The 18,678-nt window shown below is 66.2% G+C and carries 19 protein-coding genes and 1 pseudogene; 6 read left to right on the plus strand and 14 right to left on the minus strand.

The genetic code is table 11. The features are described from left to right. Window positions 1-84 precede the first annotated feature (84 nt). From BN973_RS16690 to BN973_RS16705, 4 genes are all read right to left on the minus strand, one after another. Entirely contained in the window at window positions 85-1,734 is a 1,650-nt protein-coding gene (locus BN973_RS16690; protein WP_084163629.1) for a sensor histidine kinase, read from the minus strand. Between the two features lie 139 nt (window positions 1,735-1,873). Continuing rightward, entirely contained in the window at window positions 1,874-2,527 is a 654-nt protein-coding gene (locus tag BN973_RS16695; RefSeq protein WP_036472572.1) for a response regulator, read from the minus strand. A gap of 59 nt (window positions 2,528-2,586) precedes the next feature. Next, window positions 2,587-3,402 carry a universal stress protein gene (locus tag BN973_RS16700; protein ID WP_036469495.1) on the minus strand — a complete coding sequence of 272 codons (816 nt, stop codon included), beginning with the start codon at window positions 3,400-3,402 and terminating at the stop codon, window positions 2,587-2,589. A 19-nt stretch (window positions 3,403-3,421) separates the two neighbouring features. Beyond that, window positions 3,422-4,186, minus strand: coding sequence for a universal stress protein (locus BN973_RS16705; protein ID WP_036469496.1), 765 nt, complete (start codon window positions 4,184-4,186; stop codon window positions 3,422-3,424). 163 nt (window positions 4,187-4,349) lie between these two features. On the opposite strand from BN973_RS16705, the gene BN973_RS16710 reads away from it, so the two are divergent. Continuing rightward, window positions 4,350-5,330, plus strand: a complete 981-nt coding sequence (locus tag BN973_RS16710) for an Acg family FMN-binding oxidoreductase (RefSeq protein WP_036469498.1) — start codon at window positions 4,350-4,352, stop codon at window positions 5,328-5,330. Here BN973_RS16710 and BN973_RS16715 read toward each other — a convergent pair. The 4 genes from BN973_RS16715 to BN973_RS16730 all read right to left on the minus strand — a co-directional run bounded on the left by BN973_RS16715 (window position 5,327) and on the right by BN973_RS16730 (window position 9,702). After that, complete coding sequence (locus BN973_RS16715) at window positions 5,327-6,319, minus strand: Acg family FMN-binding oxidoreductase (RefSeq protein ID WP_036469500.1); 993 nt, start codon at window positions 6,317-6,319, stop codon at window positions 5,327-5,329. The genes BN973_RS16710 and BN973_RS16715 overlap by 4 nt on opposite strands. 99 nt (window positions 6,320-6,418) lie before the next feature. Beyond that, window positions 6,419-7,558, minus strand: coding sequence for a cation:proton antiporter (locus BN973_RS16720; RefSeq protein ID WP_036469501.1), 1,140 nt, complete (start codon window positions 7,556-7,558; stop codon window positions 6,419-6,421). Window positions 7,559-7,579: 21 nt separating this feature from the next. Further along, on the minus strand, window positions 7,580-8,446 hold the full coding sequence (locus tag BN973_RS16725; RefSeq protein WP_036469503.1) for a hypothetical protein: 867 nt from the start codon (window positions 8,444-8,446) through the stop codon (window positions 7,580-7,582). Continuing rightward, window positions 8,443-9,702 (minus strand): acyl-CoA dehydrogenase family protein, encoded by a 1,260-nt coding sequence (locus BN973_RS16730; RefSeq protein ID WP_036469506.1) that lies wholly within the window; start codon window positions 9,700-9,702, stop codon window positions 8,443-8,445. The genes BN973_RS16725 and BN973_RS16730 overlap by 4 nt, the downstream gene beginning before the upstream one ends. Window positions 9,703-9,912: 210 nt before the next feature. On the opposite strand from BN973_RS16730, the gene BN973_RS16735 reads away from it, so the two are divergent. Further along, window positions 9,913-10,944: a phosphotransferase family protein gene (locus BN973_RS16735; protein ID WP_051641309.1), complete on the plus strand. Its 1,032-nt coding sequence runs from the start codon at window positions 9,913-9,915 to the stop codon at window positions 10,942-10,944. Next, window positions 10,941-11,705: an SDR family NAD(P)-dependent oxidoreductase gene (locus tag BN973_RS16740; protein ID WP_036469508.1), complete on the plus strand. Its 765-nt coding sequence runs from the start codon at window positions 10,941-10,943 to the stop codon at window positions 11,703-11,705. Before BN973_RS16735 ends, BN973_RS16740 begins: the two co-directional genes overlap by 4 nt. Here the strand turns inward: BN973_RS16740 and BN973_RS29955 are convergent, their stop codons facing one another. From BN973_RS29955 to BN973_RS29965, 5 genes are all read right to left on the minus strand, one after another. Beyond that, entirely contained in the window at window positions 11,706-12,290 is a 585-nt protein-coding gene (locus tag BN973_RS29955; protein ID WP_051641310.1) for a TetR/AcrR family transcriptional regulator, read from the minus strand. It lies immediately after the preceding gene. Window positions 12,291-12,330: 40 nt separating this feature from the next. Continuing rightward, window positions 12,331-12,915: a TetR family transcriptional regulator gene (locus BN973_RS29960; RefSeq protein WP_051641311.1), complete on the minus strand. Its 585-nt coding sequence runs from the start codon at window positions 12,913-12,915 to the stop codon at window positions 12,331-12,333. A gap of 19 nt (window positions 12,916-12,934) precedes the next feature. Beyond that, window positions 12,935-13,954 (minus strand): zinc-dependent alcohol dehydrogenase family protein, encoded by a 1,020-nt coding sequence (locus BN973_RS16755; protein WP_051641312.1) that lies wholly within the window; start codon window positions 13,952-13,954, stop codon window positions 12,935-12,937. After that, entirely contained in the window at window positions 13,951-15,261 is a 1,311-nt protein-coding gene (locus BN973_RS16760; RefSeq protein ID WP_330981737.1) for an acyl-CoA dehydrogenase family protein, read from the minus strand. The genes BN973_RS16755 and BN973_RS16760 overlap by 4 nt, the downstream gene beginning before the upstream one ends. 70 nt (window positions 15,262-15,331) lie before the next feature. Next, window positions 15,332-15,730: a nuclear transport factor 2 family protein gene (locus BN973_RS29965; protein ID WP_051641313.1), complete on the minus strand. Its 399-nt coding sequence runs from the start codon at window positions 15,728-15,730 to the stop codon at window positions 15,332-15,334. Window positions 15,731-15,864: 134 nt separating this feature from the next. On the opposite strand from BN973_RS29965, the pseudogene BN973_RS31080 reads away from it, so the two are divergent. The 3 genes and pseudogenes from BN973_RS31080 to BN973_RS16780 form a co-directional block, all read left to right on the plus strand. Further along, window positions 15,865-16,014, plus strand: a pseudogene (locus BN973_RS31080) (thioesterase family protein); the annotation flags it as partial. A gap of 46 nt (window positions 16,015-16,060) precedes the next feature. After that, window positions 16,061-16,570 (plus strand): nuclear transport factor 2 family protein, encoded by a 510-nt coding sequence (locus BN973_RS16775; protein ID WP_036469513.1) that lies wholly within the window; start codon window positions 16,061-16,063, stop codon window positions 16,568-16,570. Between the two features lie 11 nt (window positions 16,571-16,581). Next, complete coding sequence (locus BN973_RS16780) at window positions 16,582-17,697, plus strand: NAD-dependent epimerase/dehydratase family protein (RefSeq protein WP_036469514.1); 1,116 nt, start codon at window positions 16,582-16,584, stop codon at window positions 17,695-17,697. On the opposite strand, the gene BN973_RS16785 is transcribed toward BN973_RS16780, so the two are convergent. Further along, window positions 17,694-18,677, minus strand: coding sequence for an NAD-dependent epimerase/dehydratase family protein (locus BN973_RS16785; protein WP_036469515.1), 984 nt, complete (start codon window positions 18,675-18,677; stop codon window positions 17,694-17,696). The two genes, BN973_RS16780 and BN973_RS16785, sit on opposite strands and share 4 nt — an antisense overlap. Window position 18,678 lies beyond the last annotated feature (1 nt).

The raw sequence follows: 18,678 nt of genomic DNA on the forward strand, positions 1-18,678 counted from the left end.
GACGACGCTACGCAGCCGGGTACGACGTCGCGCCTGTCCAAAGGCCTCAGAGCGCAGGACCAAAGTCCCTGCCCCGCAACGCCGTCAGTGGTCGTCCAGCGGGGCGGTCCAACGGACCCTGGTGCCGCCCCCGTCCGGGGTGCTGACTTCGCAGGTTCCGCCGACCTGTTCGGCGCGGTAGGACAGGTTGGCCAATCCGCTGCGGCGCGGGTTGTCGGCGGGAATGCCGCAACCGTTGTCGGCGACGTCGACGGTCAGCATGTCGGCGACGCTGACATCCACGGTCAGCCGTGTCGCACCGGAATGCCGGATGGCGTTGCTGACGGCTTCCGCGGTGACCGCCTCGGCGTGCTCGGCGAGTTCGCCGCCCACGGCGGTCATCGGCCCGTGCATGCGCACCGTGGTGACGATGTCGCGATTACCGGTCAGGTCGGCGACCACCCGCTGGATCCGGTTCCGGAAGCCGCCATCGCTGCCCAGCGGGGACTTCAGCTGGAAGATCGTGGTGCGGATCTCCTCGATGATGGTTTGCAGGTCGTCGAGTGTGCGATTGAGCCGCTCGGCCACCTCGGGTGAACGCACCCGCGCGACGGTGCCCTGAAGGTCCATGCCGGCGGCGAACAACCGTTGGATGACATGGTCGTGCAGGTCGTGTGCGATGCGCTCGCGCTCGGCCACGATGGTCAGCTGGCGCGAGTTCTCGCGGCCTTCGGCGAGCATCAGCGCTATCGCGGCGTGCTTGGCGAAATCGCTGACCAGGTCGAGGTAGCTGTCGTCGAAGGGCGGGTGGTCCGCGTTGCGGGCGACCGCGATCACACCGGCGACCTGTTCGTGGGCCCGCAGCGGCATCACGATCGCCGAGCGTTCGCCGACGTCGGTGAAGGCCTGGATCGGATAGCTCATCGACTCGGTGATCAGCGGCGTACCCGAGCGGAAGACCCCGCCGCTGGTGGATCCTTCCACCGGAACCCGTTGCCCGACAACCTCATCGGCGTTCAGCCCGACCGCTGCGGAGACAATTAACGTGTCGTTTTCGTCGGCGGGTAGATCGCCGTCAACCGGGACGAGCACGATCGCCTGTTCGGCTTCGGTGATGGCGCAGGCACGTTCGGCGATCAAGTGCAGCGGCCTTGTTTCCGAGTCGGCACTGGACAGCAGCGCTGTGGTGATCTCGCGACTGGCATCCATCCATTTCACCGCCGTGCGCTCGCGTTCGAATACTTGCGCATTGTCGATTGCGACCGCCGCCGCAAACGCCAAAGCCCGGGCGGCGACCTCATCGGATTCGGAGAATACGCGGGCCGGCTCGTCGTGGGTCAGATACAAGTTGCCGAACACCGTTCCCCGAATGGTGATCGGCACGGCGAGGAAGGCACGCATCGGTGGGTGATGCTCGGGAAACCCCACCGCGGCCGGGTGCGTGGTCAGGTCGTGCAACCGCAACGCCGGGGTGTCGAGCAGCGACACGCTCAGAATTCCCTTGCCGACGGGCAACGGCCCGATTTGCTTGACCGTCTCGTCGTCGATTCCGTCGTGGACAAACGAGATCAACGCACCCTCGGGATCGCGTATTGCCAAGGCGCCGTAGGGGGCTGACGTCAAATCCCTGGCCGACATGATGATCCGGCGCAGCGTCGCATCCAGGTCGAGATCTGAACCGATCTCGACGATCACCCGCAGCAATTGCTCCATTTGGTCGCGCCCTGCCAGCAACTCGTCGAGTTGCTCATGCATTCGGTCAACCAGCCCGCGCCGGCCGAGTCCGGCAAATGCCGAGTCGCTCTCATCGGTGGCCACTCGACCCGATACCTCCACGAAGCCTGAGCAATGTAAGACGTCCTGGCCCAGCTTAAGCGGATCGTTGCGACGCGAGCTACGGCAACGGTGGTCTGGTGGGCCGCTGATCCAGCTTCGAGGCGAACACCGCCGCCTGCGTCCTCCGCTCCATACCGAGCTTGGCCAGCAATCGCGAGACGTAGTTTTTGACGGTCTTCTCGGCGAGGAACATGCGCGCGGCGATCTGCTTGTTGGTCAATCCCTCGCTGAGCAGTCCGAGCAGGGTTCGCTCCCGGTCGGTCAATCCGGAGAGCGGATCGGGGGGCTCGGTGTTGTCGCGCAGTTTTGCCATCAGCGCGGCCGCGGCGCGGTTATCCAGTAGCGATTTGCCGGCCCCGACGTCCTTGATCGCCTGCGCCAGCTCCATGCCGCGGATGTCCTTGACGACGTAGCCGCTGGCGCCGGCCAGTATCGCCTCGAGCATGGCCTCGTCGGAGGTGAAGGACGTCAGCATCAGACAGCGCAGGTCGGGAAGCTCGGAGAGCAGCTCTCGGCACAATTCGATGCCGTTGCCGTCGGGAAGGCGCACGTCGAGCACCGCGACGTCGGGTTTCAGCGCGGGTATCCGCACCATCGCTTCGGATACCGAACCGGCGTCACCGATGATTTCGAGCTCCGAGTCCGAGGCGAGCAAGTCGGCGAGGCCGCGACGAACGACTTCATGGTCGTCGACGAGAAATACCGTGACCATTGCGAGTCCTTCCTGCCGGCTGGGCGGGGCGATTTGCGCCATGTTCATCATCGCCCCCTTCACAAGTGTTGACGATTGACGATGAGCAGCGAGCAGTCGGCGCCGCGCAGGACGGTATTGCCCACCGGTCCGACCAGCTCCGCCACATGGCGGCGGTCGTGGGACCCGACGATGAGCAGCTGCACCGACCGGCGGCGACTGGCCAAATATTCCATCAGGGTGCCGTGCACCGCGACCGACTCCACCCGCAGCTGTGGATACTGGCGTTTCCACCGCACGAGGCGGCGATCCAGGTCGGCCAGCGCCCGACGGTCATCGTCGCCGTTTCGGCAGATCACGGCCTGGAGCCCGGCGTCACGCAACAATGCTTCTTCCATCGCGGCACCGAGCACCAGACCGTTGTCGGGAGCTCGGTCGATTTCGACGACGATGTCGTGCTCCGGCTGCCGGTCGTGGACATCGCGGTCCCGAACGATCGCTACCGGGCAGTGTGCCGATATCGCCACGGCCGTGGTGGTCGAGCCGGTCCGGCCCGCCCGAAAGTGTTGCAAGCCAACGGCGCCCACGCAGACCATGGCTGCGGCTGCCGAAGCGCGGATCAACGCTTTGACCGGCGAGTCGTGTGCGATCTCGGTCTCGAGCTTGACCGGCCGATTCAGCGCCTCGATTGTCGCGGCGACCCGGCGCAGCGCGGCTTCGGCGATGGCGCGCCGGTCCGCCGTGCCGGCGGCTCCGGTTTCGTTTTCGATCGCGTAGAGCAAGCGCAGCGGCACGTCACCCTTTATCGCCTCGTCGACCGCCCAGTGCGCAGCACGCAGCGCTGCTTTCGAGCCGTCGACTCCGACGACGATCGATCGTGGCGTGACGAACTCCATCGCAGGCTCCTCCGGCGGTTCAGTGACGGACCAGCAACACCGAGCAGTCGGGATAGCCCGGAATCGGATGACAGTTGAGCGCACCCAGGCCGGTGATCTCGTCGGCGTCAGCCTGACCCACCACTGCGAGGTCTATTGCGTTGCCGTGGATTTCGGTCAACCGCGCGCCGGCCCCGGCGGCGACGATCTCGACACGGACGTCCGGGTACCGCCGGACCCAGCTGTCCAGCCGCCGATCGATCTGGCGCACAGTGGCTTTGCGCAGCCGCCCCTCCTCCATGGCGTGGTGCACGACGTCGTCGTTGTCGGGTTCGTCGTTGAGCACAACGCCGATCACGCCACCGACCGTCGGCGGTTCGTCGGAATCGCTGCGGATGATGGCGACCGGGCAATGTGCCTGCGTCGCCAACGCGGCGGCGGTGGGTCCCAGCAATTCGTCGCTTCCCCATTCACGCTTGCCGACGCCCAGGCAAACCATTGCCGCATCCTGTGATTCGTTGATCAAGACCTGCTCGGGATCGCCTGAGAGAAGCGCTGTTTCGATCTCGACCGGCTTCCCGACGCCTTGCACGGCGCCGTCGGCCTGGCTGAGCGCCATCTCGCCGCACTCGATCTCCCAATCGGAGGGTTGGGTGTTACGCGCCTCGTCACGCGGGATGACGTGGACCAGACGCAACGGCAGTTCTCGGCTGATCGCTTCGTCGATCGCCCACTTGGCAGCGCTGATCGCGGCTTTCGAACCGTCGACACCGACGACCACCGACTTGCAATGCAGCTGGCTCATGTTGGCTCCTGACTAGCGTGCCCGGGTGAGATCATTCGATTCGCCCAATATTCAGGCTATGGACGTATGGCCGGCCGCGGAGGGGCCAAAAGGCCCTTCATGCGCCGCCGTTCGTCCCCTAGGTTGAGGGATAGCACGACGAGCCTGACGAGGAGTTGACGGCATGCCCACCACACCGGGCAGCGAGGTCTTGACGGAAGCGGTTCGATTGGCCTGCCGTGCTCCGTCAGTGCACAACAGCCAGCCCTGGCGGTGGGTGGCCGAGGGTGGGGCTCTGCGGTTGTTCCTCGATCGGCGCCACCTGGTGCCGGGCACGGATCATTCGGGTCGGCAAGCGATCATCAGTTGCGGTTGCGCCCTGGACCATCTTCAGGTCGCGATGCTGGCCGCCGGGTGGGAGGCGGTGATCGGACGGTTCCCGAACCCGAACAACCCCGACCACCTGGCGTCGATCGAATTCCGTCGCGCCGAGCACGTCACCAGGTCGGCGGACGACCGCGTCCAGGCCATACTGGCGCGCCGGACGGATCGGCTGCCGTTGGCCGAGCCGACGTTCTGGAGTCTGTTCGAACCGGTATTGCGGCGCGCGCTCGACGACCGCAACGTCACGCTGCAGGTGCTCGACGAGGATGCGCACCCGAAGTTGGCCGCCGCCTCGCAACTCAGTGCCGCGCTTCGCCGCGACGACTACTCGTATCACGAGGAACTTGCTTGGTGGACTTCACGTTTCGTGGTCAGCGAAGGCATTCCGCCGAGCGCGCTGGTTTCCGACGAGGAACGTCCACGCGTCGACCTGGCGCGCGACTTTCCCGGCAGGAGCCATCAGAGTCGGCGTCCCGAGGTCGAGGTCGACTGGTCGAAGATCCTGCTGCTGTCCACGCCGGAAGACACCCGATCCGACGCATTGTGTTGCGGTGAAGCGTTATCGGCGGTCTTGCTGGAATGCACGATGGCAGGTCTGGGGACCTGCCCACTGACGCACCTGATCGAAGTGGCCGAGAGCCGCGACATCGTTCGTGGCCTGCTCGACGGGCCGGGCCAGCCGCAGGTGCTCGTCCGCGTCGGGGTCGCACCGCCGATGGAAACGGTGCCCCCACCCACACCGCGGCATCCGTTGGACGAGGTCTTGCAGATCGTCAGCTAGACGCCGTGCTGGGCGTCCGCGCTCCACTCGACGAAGTCGGAGAGTTCACGTCGCGGGGTGGCCGGCAGCGGGTCGGCGTTGATCGCCGCCCATCCCACGCGAAGCAGCATCTGCGGGTAGCGGCCGCCGCCGAAGATGTCCGCATGCACCTCCTTGCGGGTTTCGGCCACCTCCAGTGGCTCGGTGACCGGACAGCTCGCCAAACCCATCGACGTGGCGGTCAGCAGCACGACGCTGGTGGCTTCGCCGGCCCGTAGCTGCGCGAGCCGGTCATCGGTCCTGGTTCCGAGTGCAAGCACGACGGCGTTGTCGTCGTCGGCGGAGCTGCCCGGTGGCATGGCCAGGGCGGGGCCGGCGAACAAGCGGCCCGGAATCTTGGCCCGCGGGTCGGGCACCGGCACATTGCGGGCGGGAACCCCGGCCACCGACGCGTACCGCCCGCTCCATTCGGTGAGCTCGGCGAGGTACTCGTGGTTGAGATGATTCCAGATGGATTGGGACACAATCTTGTGCAGCCGGTCGATGTTTTCGACTTGGCACAGCGTGACTCCGTTGCGGGCCGCCCGCGCAGCCATCAGCGCGATATCGCCGACCGGCACCGGCCAGTAACTGTAGTGGCGCCGATCGGTTCGCCGCCGCGGTATCGCCGCGGCGAGCGCGATATCGAGGGAATCGGCCCGGTAGGGCGACATTTCGATCGCGGCAAGATGGCTGGGGTCGGCAGGATCCGGAAGCCGGGTTACCTTCGCCCGCCACCCGATTGCCGCCAGGGCAACGACGCAGTGATTCAGTGCCGCACCGCAACTCAGGATCAGATCCCGGCCATCGGGGTCGGTGTTGGGCAGCTGCCGGCCGGCGTCGGAGTACAGATGCAGGCTCGCCCCCTCCACTCGCCAGCGCCACGGCTGGGTGTTGTGGACCGAGGGAGCACGAGAAGCCAGACCCAGGGCGGTCTCGATCGTGGCGGCGTCGGGAAGGCTCGCATTCATAGCCATTGCTCCCTTCGGTGAAGCGTCACGTCAACGATTGCGCGACCGCCGCGGCCGGAGGAGGGCCCGACGGCCCTAGTCGTGAAGGACTTTGTGCCACTACTTGGCTTGGCCACGCGCCGCCACGGCGCCGGCGATCGAGGTGGACGCGACCGTGAGCAAGGCACCGAGCATCAGTGCCGAACCTTCGCCCGGGGCGAGCAGGTTTCCCTGGTTGCCGATCGTGGCCGCGGCCACCGGCACACCGAGCTGCGCGGCCGAGAGCACCGCAAGGCTGATCGGCTGGCCCAGCAATCCGGCCACGCAGTGTGCCAGCACGGCGCCCAGCCCCAATGCGACGCCCAACAGGATCAATTTCGGGTGCGCACCCAGCTCGCGCACGTGTAGCGAGGCGCCCAGCCAGACGAAGAACAACGGGCCGAAGAAGCCCTCGGTGATCCCGAACAGCTGGCGCGCCAGCCGTCGCGGTTCCCCGACCGACCCGATCACCAGGCCCAATGCGAAGCCGGCCAACATGATCGACACGTGCGTGCGCAGCGCGAGCGCCGCTAGTGCGAACAGCACCAGCAGATTCGTCCGCAGTTCCAGCGCGAACTCTTGCTTCTCGGAATAGTCATGCGCGCGTTGGCGCCAGCCGCGGCGATCGACCGCGAGCAGAATCACGAAGAGCAAGCCGGCGCAGGCCGCGATCTCCAGCGCGCCGAGGGCCGCCGTCGGCGCTCTGCGCAGATCGATTACCAACGGCAGCAAGACAATACATGCGGTATCGGCGATGGCGATCTGTGCGGTCAGTGACAGCACGGGCGGTCCCTGCAGGCCCAGCGAGCCGATCACCGGCAGTGCCAGCGCCGCCGACGACGACGTCATCAGCACCGCATACAGTGCGGCGTGGCCGGTGCCGAACTGCCACGCCAACGCCGCACCGAGGCCGGTCGCGACGACACCGCACAGCATCGCGCGCGCAAGCGCCCGCGGCAGCGCCGTGCGCACCTGCTTACTTCGCACCGGCACGTGTGTGCCCGCGACGAACATCACCAGCGCGAAGCCGATGTTGGCGAACAACTGAAAGGTCGGGTTCGCCTCATCGAGCACGCCGAAACCGGTCTTGCCGAGCACAAGTCCCGCGAGGAGTTCACCGATGATCAGCGGAATCCGCAGACGGGGCAACGAGGCCACCAGCGGGCCGGCAAAGCCTACCGCGGCCAGCAGCGCCAGCGTGTCGAAGCCGAACCCCGACATCTCAGCAGCCCTTGGGTGCGGTCAGCCGACCACCTCGAAGATCGCCGCGGCAGAGGTCACGGCCTTGTCCGCATTGCCTTCGTCGTGCAACAACATGCGCACGCCGATGCGCCCGGGACCACCGGCATATGCGGTGCCCGTCACCCGGAAGGGCCCCACCTTCCCGCGCGACATGAACATGACGTGCCAGCTGATCACCTGGAGCTTGCGGGTCCCGGCGACGTCGGCCGCCAGGTCGATCGCGGCGGTCTCCAGCACGACGTGCTGAGGCCCGATGTGCAACGCCGCATCCGGTGACGCGAGTTCGACGGACAGCGCCGGCAGCACCCAGTGCCCGTCGTCGCGCTTGGCGGCGCCGAAGGCGGCCCACAGCGGCGGCAGGTCGGGCGAATCCTCGACAACCAGCTCGGTGCCAGAAACATCCATTCTGTCAAGGCCTTCCGGTGGGATACCGATGATCGCGCCCTGCCCCTCGTTGAAGGCGATAACCCGGTCCGGGTTGTCGGCGTCGACGATCTTGCACCGCCCATAGCCCATGGTCCGGCCCTGGTGCACGACGCCGGATCCGACGATCTCGACCCTGGATACGTCGTAGCCGGGGTCGATGATCTGCACCGAGGCGATCACCGGGTTGGGCACCGCGACCATGTCGGTCTGACACCCCTCGGGTGACGAGATGGCCAGCGGCGCAACCATGATTCCGCCCGCCTCGTTGCGCATGTCGCGGCGGATCACGACGGTGTCGTCGACGTCGCCGATGTCCATCGACGAGTGCTTGCGACCGATGTAGCGGTAACTGAGCAGACCCGTCCAGCGGCGGTACAGCTCGTCACGATAAGCGTCCGCGTCGCCGGCCAACTCTCGGATGTCTCGCAGTTGGTCGCTCAATTTCGGCCGCCTTTCTCCGACAACTTGTTTCGCCGCACCTGGTTGAACGGCACGCCGCGGTCGGCGGCGTATTCGCGGGGGAAGTTCAGCACCCGCTCGCCGATCACGTTGCGCGCCATTTCGGTGGTGCCGCCGCCGATGCTGGCGATCTGGCGGCCCAGGTACCGGATGCCGATGTCGAGCAACCGCGCATCGTCGTCGATGGCCGCCGATGTTCCCGCCACGGCAATCGCGGCATCGGTTTCGACGTCGTGGGTCGCGGCCATCGACAACCGGATGATCGATCCCGCGCTCGGCGGCAGGGTCCCGCCGGCCACCGCGTGGAAGACATGCTCACTGAGCTGACGGGCCACCGCGCGGTGGACCAAGGCGCGACCGACCATCTCCCGGACGCGTTCGCTGTCTTGCTGGTTGGTCTTTTCGACCAGCGCCATCAGGTCGATCGAAACGTCCTCGGCCTCAGAGATTCCCGGGCCGCTCGTGTACTCCGAGCCGTCGCCCATGCTGCGGCGCTCGTGGTAGAGCTGCCGCGAGGCGACTTCCCACCCCTTGCCCGGTTCCCCGACGACGGCGTCATCGCCGACTTCGACGTCGTCGAAGAACTCTTCGCAGAATTCGACGGAGCCGTTGATCTGCTGGATGCGGTTGATCGTGATCCCTGGATGCGCAAGCGGCACCAGGAACATCGTCAGCCCCTCGTGTTTGGGTGCGTCCCAATCGGTCCGGGCCAGGCATAGCCCGTAGTCCGCGGCGAACGCCCACGTGCTCCAGGTCTTGGCGCCGTTGATGATCCACCGTCCGTCCCGGCGGTCGGCGCGGGTGATGACGCCCGCGAGGTCCGAACCACCGCTGGGTTCGGACAGCAGCTGTACCAGCACTTCCTCGCCGCGCAGCGCCGCATGGATGTGGGTGCGTTTCTGCTCCTCGCTACCCATGTCCAGGATGGTCGCGCAGCAGATGGCGAAGGACGGCACGTTGAGCAGCAACGGCGTTTCGTAGCCTTGCGCCTCGGCGTCGAAAGCTTTCTTGTACTCATAGCCCAGCCCGAGCCCGCCGTACTCCCGGGGAAAGCAGATGCCGGCGAATCCCCCGTCGTACAACTTCTTTTGCAGTTCGCGCGCCCGGTGCCAGGACACCTCCGCGTCGCGTTCGAGCAGCGCCGCCTCGGCGGGCCCCTGCCGCGGCATGTTCTCGGCCAACCAGGCCCGGGCCCGGGCGCGAAACTCCGCGACGGTTTCCGCGGTCCCGGCAGTCACCAGCGGTGCCGAATCCGTTTGTGCGTCATCACCGATGACCTCCCGACGCCATTGTCGTATCCGAACGTTGAGCTTGTGCTGGGCGACTGTACAACACCGGCTAATTACTGTACAGGCTCGACGCGTTCGCCTGTCCTGGCCGATCATGTATCCCGGCTGGTAAGTTTACAGAATCGGCGTTATTTTAACTGACCTTCGGAGGACCGGGGCATGGCCGCTGCCGCAACGGGTTTCGACGTCCCCCGATTTCGCGATTGGCTGGCCGAGGCCACGGGTGAGGCCGCGGACGTGTCGGTGACTCCCATTCGCGGGGGCGGCAGCTGCGAGATGTTCCGCGTCGACCGGCTGGGGCGGGCCTGGGTGGTGCGCCGGGCGCCACTGGCCACGGTTTCCGACACCGCCCACCAAGTGATCCGCGAGGCACGCATCATGGAGACACTGGGCACCGCCGGAATAGCCGTGCCCACCGTGCTGGCCCGCAGCGACGACCCCACGATCCTGGGCGCGCCGTTCTTCGTGATGTCCTACGTCGACGGTGGGGTGATCCGTCGCGACGGACTCCCCGAAGCGCTGCTTGCTGATCCGTCGTCACACGGCTTGATCGGCGAACAACTGATCGACACCCTGATCGCGCTGCACTCGGTCGACTGGACGGGCACCGCGCTGGCCGAACTGTCGCACCCGCAAGGGTTTCTGCCGCGCCAGGTCGATCGATGGCTAGCGCAACTGGCGGGCTACCGGGCCCGCGAGTTGGACGGCGTGGACGAACTCGCCGGCTGGCTGCGTGCGAACCTGCCCGCCGACGGCGACCTGACCGTGATGCACGGGGATTACAAGCTGGACAACGTCATCTGGGCTCCGGCGCCGCCACCCCGGATCGCCTGCGTGGTCGACTTCGAGATGACGACGGTGGGTGATCCCCTGATCGATCTGGCCTGGGCGATGATCTTCTGGCCCGAGGAAGGAAACCCGATCGCGCTGGGATCGCCGGACGTCCCGCACGGTATGGACCGCGCTCACTGCCAGACACCGGATCAACTGATCCAGCGCTACGCCGAGGCCACCGGCCGCGACCTGTCCCGGTTCGACTGGTATCAGGTGTTCAGCGCATGGAAGCTCGCGATCGTCCTGGAGGCCTCCTACGCCAAATTTCTGCGCGGCGAGTCCCGAAACCCGATCCACGAGTTCTTCGGCCCGGTCATCGATGAATTGCTCAGCCGTGCAAGGAGGTTCGCGCAATGACCGACCACCTGTTCGACGTGGCGGAGCGGGTCGTTCTGGTCACGGGCGGCAGCCGCGGACTGGGCGCCGCAACGAGTGTCGGGCTGGCCGCACGAGGCGCGAAAGTGGTGATCGCCAGCCGAAAAATCGATTCGTGCGAGGCGCTGGCCGCGACCATCACCGAGTCGGGCGGCCAAGCCTTTCCGCTGGCGTGCCACGTCGGCGATTGGGAATCGCTGCCCGGCGTGGTCGAGGCCGCCGTGGCCCGCTGGGGCCGACTGGACGGGCTGGTCAACAACGCCGGCATGAGCCCACTTGCCCCTTCACTCCTTGACACCTCAGAGGTGTTGTTCGACAAGGTGATCGGCGTCAACCTGAAAGGGCCGACCCGGTTGACCGCGCTGGCCGCCACGGCGATGGCCTCGACCGGCGGCGGGTCGATCATCAACATCAGCTCACTGGCGTCGGTGAAACCCACCCCGGTTACCACCGTCTACGCGGCAGCCAAAGCGGGCCTGAACGCCCTGACCACCGCAACGGCCCTTGAATACGCCGGCGCCGGCGTGCGGGTCAACGGAATCATCTGCGGCACCTTCGATACCGATGCGGCATCTGGCTTCGTCCGCAACCCCGATCTGCTGCCGGAGCTGGTGCGCCGCATCGCGCTCGGACGCGTCGGGCGACCCGACGAGATCGTGGGCGCCGTCGTCTATTTGCTCTCCGACGCGTCGAGCTACATGACGGGGTCACTCATGACCATCGACGGCGGCGTCTCCGGCTGATCAGCGGGACCGCTTCGCTTTGGCGTCGGCGCCGTCCGCCTCGGCCCGAACCCCGGAAATCACCCATTCGACCAGCCGGGGGAAATTCTGCTCGATCTTGGCCGTCTCGGATTCCGAGCGCCCCGGTTCGCGCAACCCGCGCACCTCGACGATGCTGTGGTTGATCGTCAGATGCGCCAGGCCGCGGCAGCACTCGGTGGCCAGCGGGCGTGGAATCCCTTCCCGCAGCGTGGCTTTGAGCAGGGCGTTGACATAGTCTGCGACGGCGGTGCGGTCGTCGATGGTCATCAGCTCGGTCAGAAACGGATGGGCACGAAGGGCGTCGTTCAGCGCCAGGCACCAGTGCAGCGCCGTCGACTCCCAGGTGTCGTATTCCTTGAAGTCGAGTTTGAGCTGCGCGAAGTGGCGGGCCACCAGCGCCCTGATCAATGCCTCGCGATTGCCGACCTGCTGATAGAGCGTGCGCGGTGAGATCTTGAGCGCGGCCGACAGTCGGCGGACGCTGAGAGCCTCGATGCCTTCGGAATCCAGCAGGTCCAGCGCATGCGTGAGGATGTCGTCGGCCGGGATCAACGGCTTGGCCATCGCTGCATCGTACAAGCCCCGGCGGTGTCGACACCGCAGGCTAAGCGCTGTCGCGGCGAATACCTTCGATCAGGTAGTCGATGTGCGTCTCGAACAACTCGTCGACTTCCTCGCACGTCACCCCCGCCGGGTCGCTGCCGGCCAGTCGGCCGCGCCTGCGCGTCGAGTGCCCGCTAGGCGGATGATCTATCGCGACGAAACCCACGGTCGCCCACGTCAACAGCCGGCAGGCACGCACCGACATATCGGTCGACATGCCGTCGCGGCGCATGCTTTTCAGCAGCGGACGCGATGCCTTCAGGTAGGCCGGACGCTTCGCCTGCAGGAAGAGCCGGCAGTCGGCCGCGTCGGTCAGCCGTGCCCGAAGTTGCCGCGTCCAACGGCGCGCGTAATCCGGCCAGGTTTCGTCGCGTTGCGGCTCGGGCGCCAGATCGTCGAGCAGGTGCTCGGCGACCGCGTCAATCAGCGCGTCCTTGTTGCCGATTCGTGAGTAGACCGGCGGCGGCGTGACGCCCAAGCGGGTGGCCACGCCGCGCATGCTGATCGCATCCAGGCCGCTTTCCCGCATGATTTCCACTGCGGCAGCGACGATCTGGTCCGCGTCGAGCTCCAGTTCGCTGGGCACGTCTGCACTCCTCGCGAGGCTATGGGATGGTCAGGGCGATTTTGCCGACGTGTTCATTGGCCCGCATCACCGCAAGCGCCTCGTCGAGTTGCTCCCAGCCGAAGATGTGGCTGATGTGCGGTTTGATGCCGTCCCTTGCCACCGCCTCGCACATCTCCCGGTGAGCCCGCACGCTGCCCACCGTGATTCCGATGATGCGCAGATTGTTCAGCATCACCTCGGCGACCGCGACGGACGCCGTGTCGAACCCGCTGAGCACGCCGATCACCGCGATCGTGCCGCCCATGGCCGCGGCATGCAGCGAATGCGGCAGCGTTGCGGGGCCACCCAGGTCGACGACGAGTTTGGCGCCGCGACCGCCGGTCAGTCGCTTCACCTCGGTCTCCCAATCCGGGGTGGTCCGGTAGTTGACGAGATGCGTTGCCCCCAAATCCGATCCGATTTTGAGTTTGTCGTCGGACGACGAGGTCAGGATCACGGTGGCGCCCCGCGCCCGAGCGAGTTGCACGGCAAACAGCGATACCCCACCGGTGCCCTGCGTCACCACGACGTCGCCCGCACCGATGTTGGCTTCCACCAACGCACTCCACGCCGTGACGCCCGCGCAGGGGATCGTCGCGGCTTCGACGTCGGACAGGTGCGCGGGCGTGCGGACCAGGCCGTTGCCTTGTTCGACCCGGTACTGCTGTAGCCAGCCGTCGCAGGTGTCGCCGGGCACCTGCTGCTTGGCTTCGGGGTTGGGCGGACCGTCGTGCCAGCCCGGATGAAACGCCCCCATCACGCGATCACCGACCCGCAGGTCGTCGACTCCCGGCCCGATCGCCACCACTTCCCCGGCGCCATCGGTCATCGGGACCCGCGGCCAGGGCCCGGGCAGCAGGCCCGTCAGATTCACGTTGTCATGGAAGTTCAGGCTCGAGGCGTTGACCTTGACCAGCACCTGCCCGGGTCCGGGCTCGGCCACCGGCATCTCGACGGTCTGCACGGGCGCGCCGGGCCCGGTCATCACGATGGCGCGCTGACGGTCGGGAATGCTCATGCGACGCCTGCCTCCTGGCGTAGTGCCTGCCACTTCTGTTCGGCCGCCGGCCGCCTCGACGGGAGATGATCGGTCGGCCAACCTTCCACCGGCCGGTACTTCTTGAGCACCTGCCGGGCCAACACGGACTTGTGCAGTTCATCCGGTCCGTCGCCGATCGACCCGAATCGGGTCATCCGGTACCAGGATTCGACGGGCAGGTCTCCGGAGTAGCCCAACGCCCCGCATACCTGGATGGTTCGATCGAGGACGGCGAGCACCACCTTCGATACGTGGGCCTTGATCATGCCCAGTTCGGCACGTACCTCGCCGGCCCCGAGACGATCCATTTTCCAGGCGGTCTGGAAGGTCAGCAGCCTCGCTGCCTGAATCTCGGTGTGCGACAGCGCGATATAGTCTTGCACCATCTGATGTTCGCCCAACAGCCGGCCGTGTGAACGGCGCGAGACCGCCCGCTCCCCCATGATGTCCAGGGCGCGCTGGGCCTGGCCAAGCCATCGCATCGAGTGATGGATACGGCCGCCGCCGAGACGCTGTTGCGCCAGCACAAATCCGCCGCCGCGCGGGCCGACGAGATGGTCCGCAGGCACGCGGCAGTCGGTGAACACCACCTCGGCGTGGTTGCCCCGTCGGCCGAACTCGGGGTCCGGGTGCGCCATGGTCGGGATGTCGCGGACGATGTCGCATCCGGGCGTTCCCGTCGGCACCACGAATATCGAAGCGTGCCGGTGCGGCCGACCGGCGGGGTCGGTCTCCGCGACCACCAAGATGATGTCCGCGCAGGACGCGTTGGTAGTAAACCATTTGTGGCCGTTGATGATCCAGTCCTCGCCGTCGAGCACGGCGGTGGTGGCGATGACGGTGGGGTCGGCGCCGGCCAGGAACGGTTCGGTCAGGGCGAACGCGCTGGATATCTCGCCGTTGAGGTTGGGATACAACCAGCGCTGCTTTTGTGCGTCGGTCGCGCCGTGAGCCAGCAATTCCATGTTCCCGCTGTCGGGCGCCTGGACCCCGAACAGCTCCATCGACACCATGCACCGGCCGATGATCTCCGACATCAGCGCGAGCTTGAGCTGGCCCAGCCCCGCGCCGCCCAGGCTGGGATCGAGGAACAAGCCCCATAACCCCTGCGCCTTGACCTTGCCCTGCAGGTAGCGCTTGACCGGCTGCCACTCCTCGGGCGAGATCTCGTCCAGGATTGGTTCCAGCGGGATGACCTCGGAATCGATGAAATCGCGCATCCACGAGAGCTTTTCAGCGAAATCCGGTTCGGTCTCGAAATCCCAGGCCATCGCGTTCCTCGTCATCGGTCGCATTGTCATGCATCGGTGATCACAGTGTAATCATGGTGTCATGCGTCAGCGCAACACCGATCGATCAGGAACTGAATTGCCCTGTCGCATGGGCGACGTCGAGGTATTCCCACACCCGGACAATCAATCCATCCTGGACCTGAACCCAGACGGTGTACTCGTTCTCGTATGGTTGCCGGCCGGCGAACAGCGCGGTGGCCCGCATCGTGAAACGCGCGGCACCCAGGTCGCCGTCGCACAGCACGTGGTGCACGGTCGTGTGCACGTCGGCGTAGAGCTGGCCGAAAATGATGCGCATGCCGGCGCGGATCGCGTCGCGCCCCACCGTCGGGCTGCCCAGCACGCCGACGGTCGGGGTGATCCACCACTGCGCCTTGGGTGCCAGCAATTCGGTGACGCGCTCGGCATCGCCAAACGCGGCCACCAGTGCCGTCAGCAACTCGCGCGTCGACGACTCTGTCATACCGGCCCTCCAAGGCACCCGCAGCGGAGATCTAAAATAACACCGGTTTCATGGGCGCCCGCGAATGTGAAAAACCCCCGTGTTCGGCCTGCGGGTCGCCGCGCACCAACCGCAGCACCCAGCACTGGATGGCCGAGCTTGACGCCCTGGACGGCGACTACGTCCTGGCGTGCGCCCACGCCAACCGCTTCACGCACGGACACTCCGACCAGAGCGCGCAGGTGTGGAGTCGCGACGGCGTGCTGCTGGCCGGCACGCATCAGATCGTCTATTTCAAGGCCTGACGGCCCCGCCGGTATTCGGATTGGGCACAAATGTCAGGCTGGGCCGGTGACAGCTGACGACACGGCCGCAGCGCTGCTGGCAATCGAATCCATCAAACAGCTCAAAGCGCGTTACTGCCGGTACCTGGACACCAAGGACTGGGCGGCGTGGCGTGCGATCTTCGCCGACGACTTCGTCAGCGACACCTCCGAGGCGGGGGGCAAGCTGATCGCCGGCGCCGACGACTTCGTCGCGTTCACCCGCAAGAGCATCGGCCGCCCCTCGCAGGCCACGGCGCATCAGGTGCACGCTCCCGAGATCGAACTCACGTCGGCGACGACGGCGCGCGGGGTGTGGGCACTGCAAGACGTCGTGCGATTCGGTCCCGGGCTGCACCTGGTGGGCTACGGCCACTACCACGAGACCTACGAAAACATAGCCGGGCAGTGGCTTATCAAGAGCTCCAAGCTAACTCGCCTGCGAGAGGACATCGTCACGCCGGTTTTCTCGTTCTACATCTCCAACCGGATCCGCGATACGGCCGCCAGGTTCGCCAACCGGCTGCTGGAGAAATAGGAGGAAACTTCATGACTGTGGACACCATCTTGGTTACCGGCGCGTTCGGACAGGTCGGCAAGCGATGCGTGCAAATCCTGCTCGATCGAGGCCGAACGGTCATCGCGACCGACCTGCGCAACGACAAAACCCTTGCGGTGCAACAAGAATTGTCGGCCAGCGCCAAGCCTGAGGCACTGATTCCCGCCTACGTCGACTTGACCGACGCCGACGCGGTGCGCGAGCTGGTCATGACGCATCAGCCGGGAGCCATCGTGCACCTCGCGGCGGTGGTCTCACCGGCGTCGTACCGAAATCCGGCGCTGGCAAGAAAAGTCAACGTCGGCGGCACCGAGAACCTTTTGGCGGCTGCCACCGCGCTGCCGCGCCCCCCACTGTTCCTGATGGCGTCCAGTGCCGCGGTTTACGGCTCGCGCAATCCGTACCGGTACCCGGAGCGGATCACCCCCGATACCCCGGTCAACCCCATCGATCAATATGGGCAGGACAAAGTGCTGGCCGAAGCCGCGATCCGGGCCAGCGGTCTGCCGCATGCGCTGTACCGGCTCGCCGGCGTCATCTCGCCGGACACCCAATCGGGGGGTATCGACGGCGACAATCTGGTGATCATGCGTTCCATGCCGGTCGACAATCGCCTGCACACCGTGGACGCACGAGACGCGGCGCTGGCATTCGCCAACGGTGTCGATCGCGAAGCCACGATCTCCGGCAAGGCGCTGCTGATCGGTGGAAACGAAACGTGCGTCATGCTCGAGCACGAGCTCGAGGGCGACCTGATGAGCGCCGTCGGCCTGGGTCGCCTCGGTCCGTCGGTGGGCCTGCCCGGCGATCCCGACGACGACCGGGGCTGGAGTTTCACCGGCTGGTACGACACCACCGAAGCCCAAGCCCTGCTTGACTTTCAAGAGCACGATTGGAAACAGACGATGGCCTGGATTGGTGAATCGCAGGGCAAAATGCGCATCGTCCTACGTGTCCTGGGTCCGATGCTGCGGCCGGTGCTGCGCATCGCGATCAAGGTACAGAACCGCGCCGAGGGCCGTGGTCCGTACGCCGACCCTTGGTCGATGATCGAAAACAAGTACGGCCCAGCGGCGCTGGCGCACGCCGATCGGCAAGCAGACTAGTTGCGCGAAGCGAAGAAAACCGCGGCTTTGCGGATCGAGTCTTCGACGGGTTCGGGTGTCCATCCCAGTTCGCGCTCGGCCTTGCCGTGGTCCAGGGGCGACATCAATTCGGCCATCCGCATTCCGGCGTAGGCGAAAGGCAGGTCACGCCCGAGCAGCCGCGCCAACGCGTCGTTGACCCGCGAGCCGGCACGCAGCATCGACATCGGGATGCCGATGCGCGGCGGCTTTCTGCCCACGGCGGTAGCGGCAATCGCGTGCAACTCGCGCACGCTCATGTACCGATCAGAGACGATGTAACGCTCGCCGCTTCGCCCGCGTTCGGCGGCCAGCAGCATCGCCTTGGCGGCGTCTTCGATGCCCACCACCTCGGAGGAATACCCGAGATAGAACGGAAACCGGCCGTTGGCAACGAGAGACAGCATCGAGCCGTGTGGAGTGGGCGCCCAATCGAGCGGGCCGTAGGTGGTGGATATGCACATCGCGACGGCGGGCAAGCCCTTGTCCCGCGCGTATGACAGCAGCATGTTCTCCGCCGCGACCCGAGCTTCGATGTAGGCTCCGCCCTCGTGCCAGTTGTGCGGGTCTTCCTCGGTGACCGGCCGGCTGTCGCTGATCGCCAGAGTGCCTGCGGTGCTGGTGAATACAAACTTCTTCAGGTCGGCTTGCAGCGCCGCGTCCAGCACGTGGCGCAGGCCCACCACATTCGTGGCGAACAACGGCGCCGGGTCACGCAGCCACATCCGGGCATCGACGACGCAGTAGTAGACGACATCACAGCCGGTCATCGCGGCCCGCAGGGCGTCGTCATCGAAGACATCCCCGTAGCAGCGCTCGACCGCGAGATCGTCGATGCCCCTGGTGGAACTGGTGCGGCGCAACATCACTCGCACGTCGGCACCCGAGGCGGCAAGCTGACGTGTGACATGTGATCCCAAAAAGCCGCTGGCTCCGATCACCAGTTTCTTGTCGCGAGTGATG

Origin of the sequence: Mycobacterium triplex (genome assembly GCF_000689255.1) — a bacterium.
In the GTDB taxonomy this organism is placed as follows: Bacteria; Actinomycetota; Actinomycetes; order Mycobacteriales; family Mycobacteriaceae; genus Mycobacterium; species Mycobacterium triplex.

Bases quoted from the DNA above. Each gene is read 5' to 3' on its own strand.
- BN973_RS16700 (WP_036469495.1), bottom strand. From the start codon at position 3,402: ATGGAGTTCGTCACGCCACGATCGATCGTCGTCGGAGTCGACGGCTCG.
- BN973_RS16740 (WP_036469508.1), top strand. From the start codon at position 10,941: ATGACCGACCACCTGTTCGACGTGGCGGAGCGGGTCGTTCTGGTCACG.
- BN973_RS16705 (WP_036469496.1), bottom strand. From the start codon at position 4,186: ATGAGCCAGCTGCATTGCAAGTCGGTGGTCGTCGGTGTCGACGGTTCG.
- BN973_RS16720 (WP_036469501.1), bottom strand. From the start codon at position 7,558: ATGTCGGGGTTCGGCTTCGACACGCTGGCGCTGCTGGCCGCGGTAGGC.
- BN973_RS16755 (WP_051641312.1), bottom strand. From the start codon at position 13,954: ATGAGCATTCCCGACCGTCAGCGCGCCATCGTGATGACCGGGCCCGGC.
- BN973_RS16780 (WP_036469514.1), top strand. From the start codon at position 16,582: ATGACTGTGGACACCATCTTGGTTACCGGCGCGTTCGGACAGGTCGGC.
- BN973_RS16735 (WP_051641309.1), top strand. From the start codon at position 9,913: ATGGCCGCTGCCGCAACGGGTTTCGACGTCCCCCGATTTCGCGATTGG.
- BN973_RS16760 (WP_330981737.1), bottom strand. From the start codon at position 15,261: ATGACGAGGAACGCGATGGCCTGGGATTTCGAGACCGAACCGGATTTC.
- BN973_RS16690 (WP_084163629.1), bottom strand. From the start codon at position 1,734: ATGCATGAGCAACTCGACGAGTTGCTGGCAGGGCGCGACCAAATGGAG.
- BN973_RS29955 (WP_051641310.1), bottom strand. From the start codon at position 12,290: ATGGCCAAGCCGTTGATCCCGGCCGACGACATCCTCACGCATGCGCTG.
- BN973_RS29965 (WP_051641313.1), bottom strand. From the start codon at position 15,730: ATGACAGAGTCGTCGACGCGCGAGTTGCTGACGGCACTGGTGGCCGCG.
- BN973_RS16710 (WP_036469498.1), top strand. From the start codon at position 4,350: ATGCCCACCACACCGGGCAGCGAGGTCTTGACGGAAGCGGTTCGATTG.
- BN973_RS16715 (WP_036469500.1), bottom strand. From the start codon at position 6,319: ATGAATGCGAGCCTTCCCGACGCCGCCACGATCGAGACCGCCCTGGGT.
- BN973_RS16695 (WP_036472572.1), bottom strand. From the start codon at position 2,527: ATGGTCACGGTATTTCTCGTCGACGACCATGAAGTCGTTCGTCGCGGC.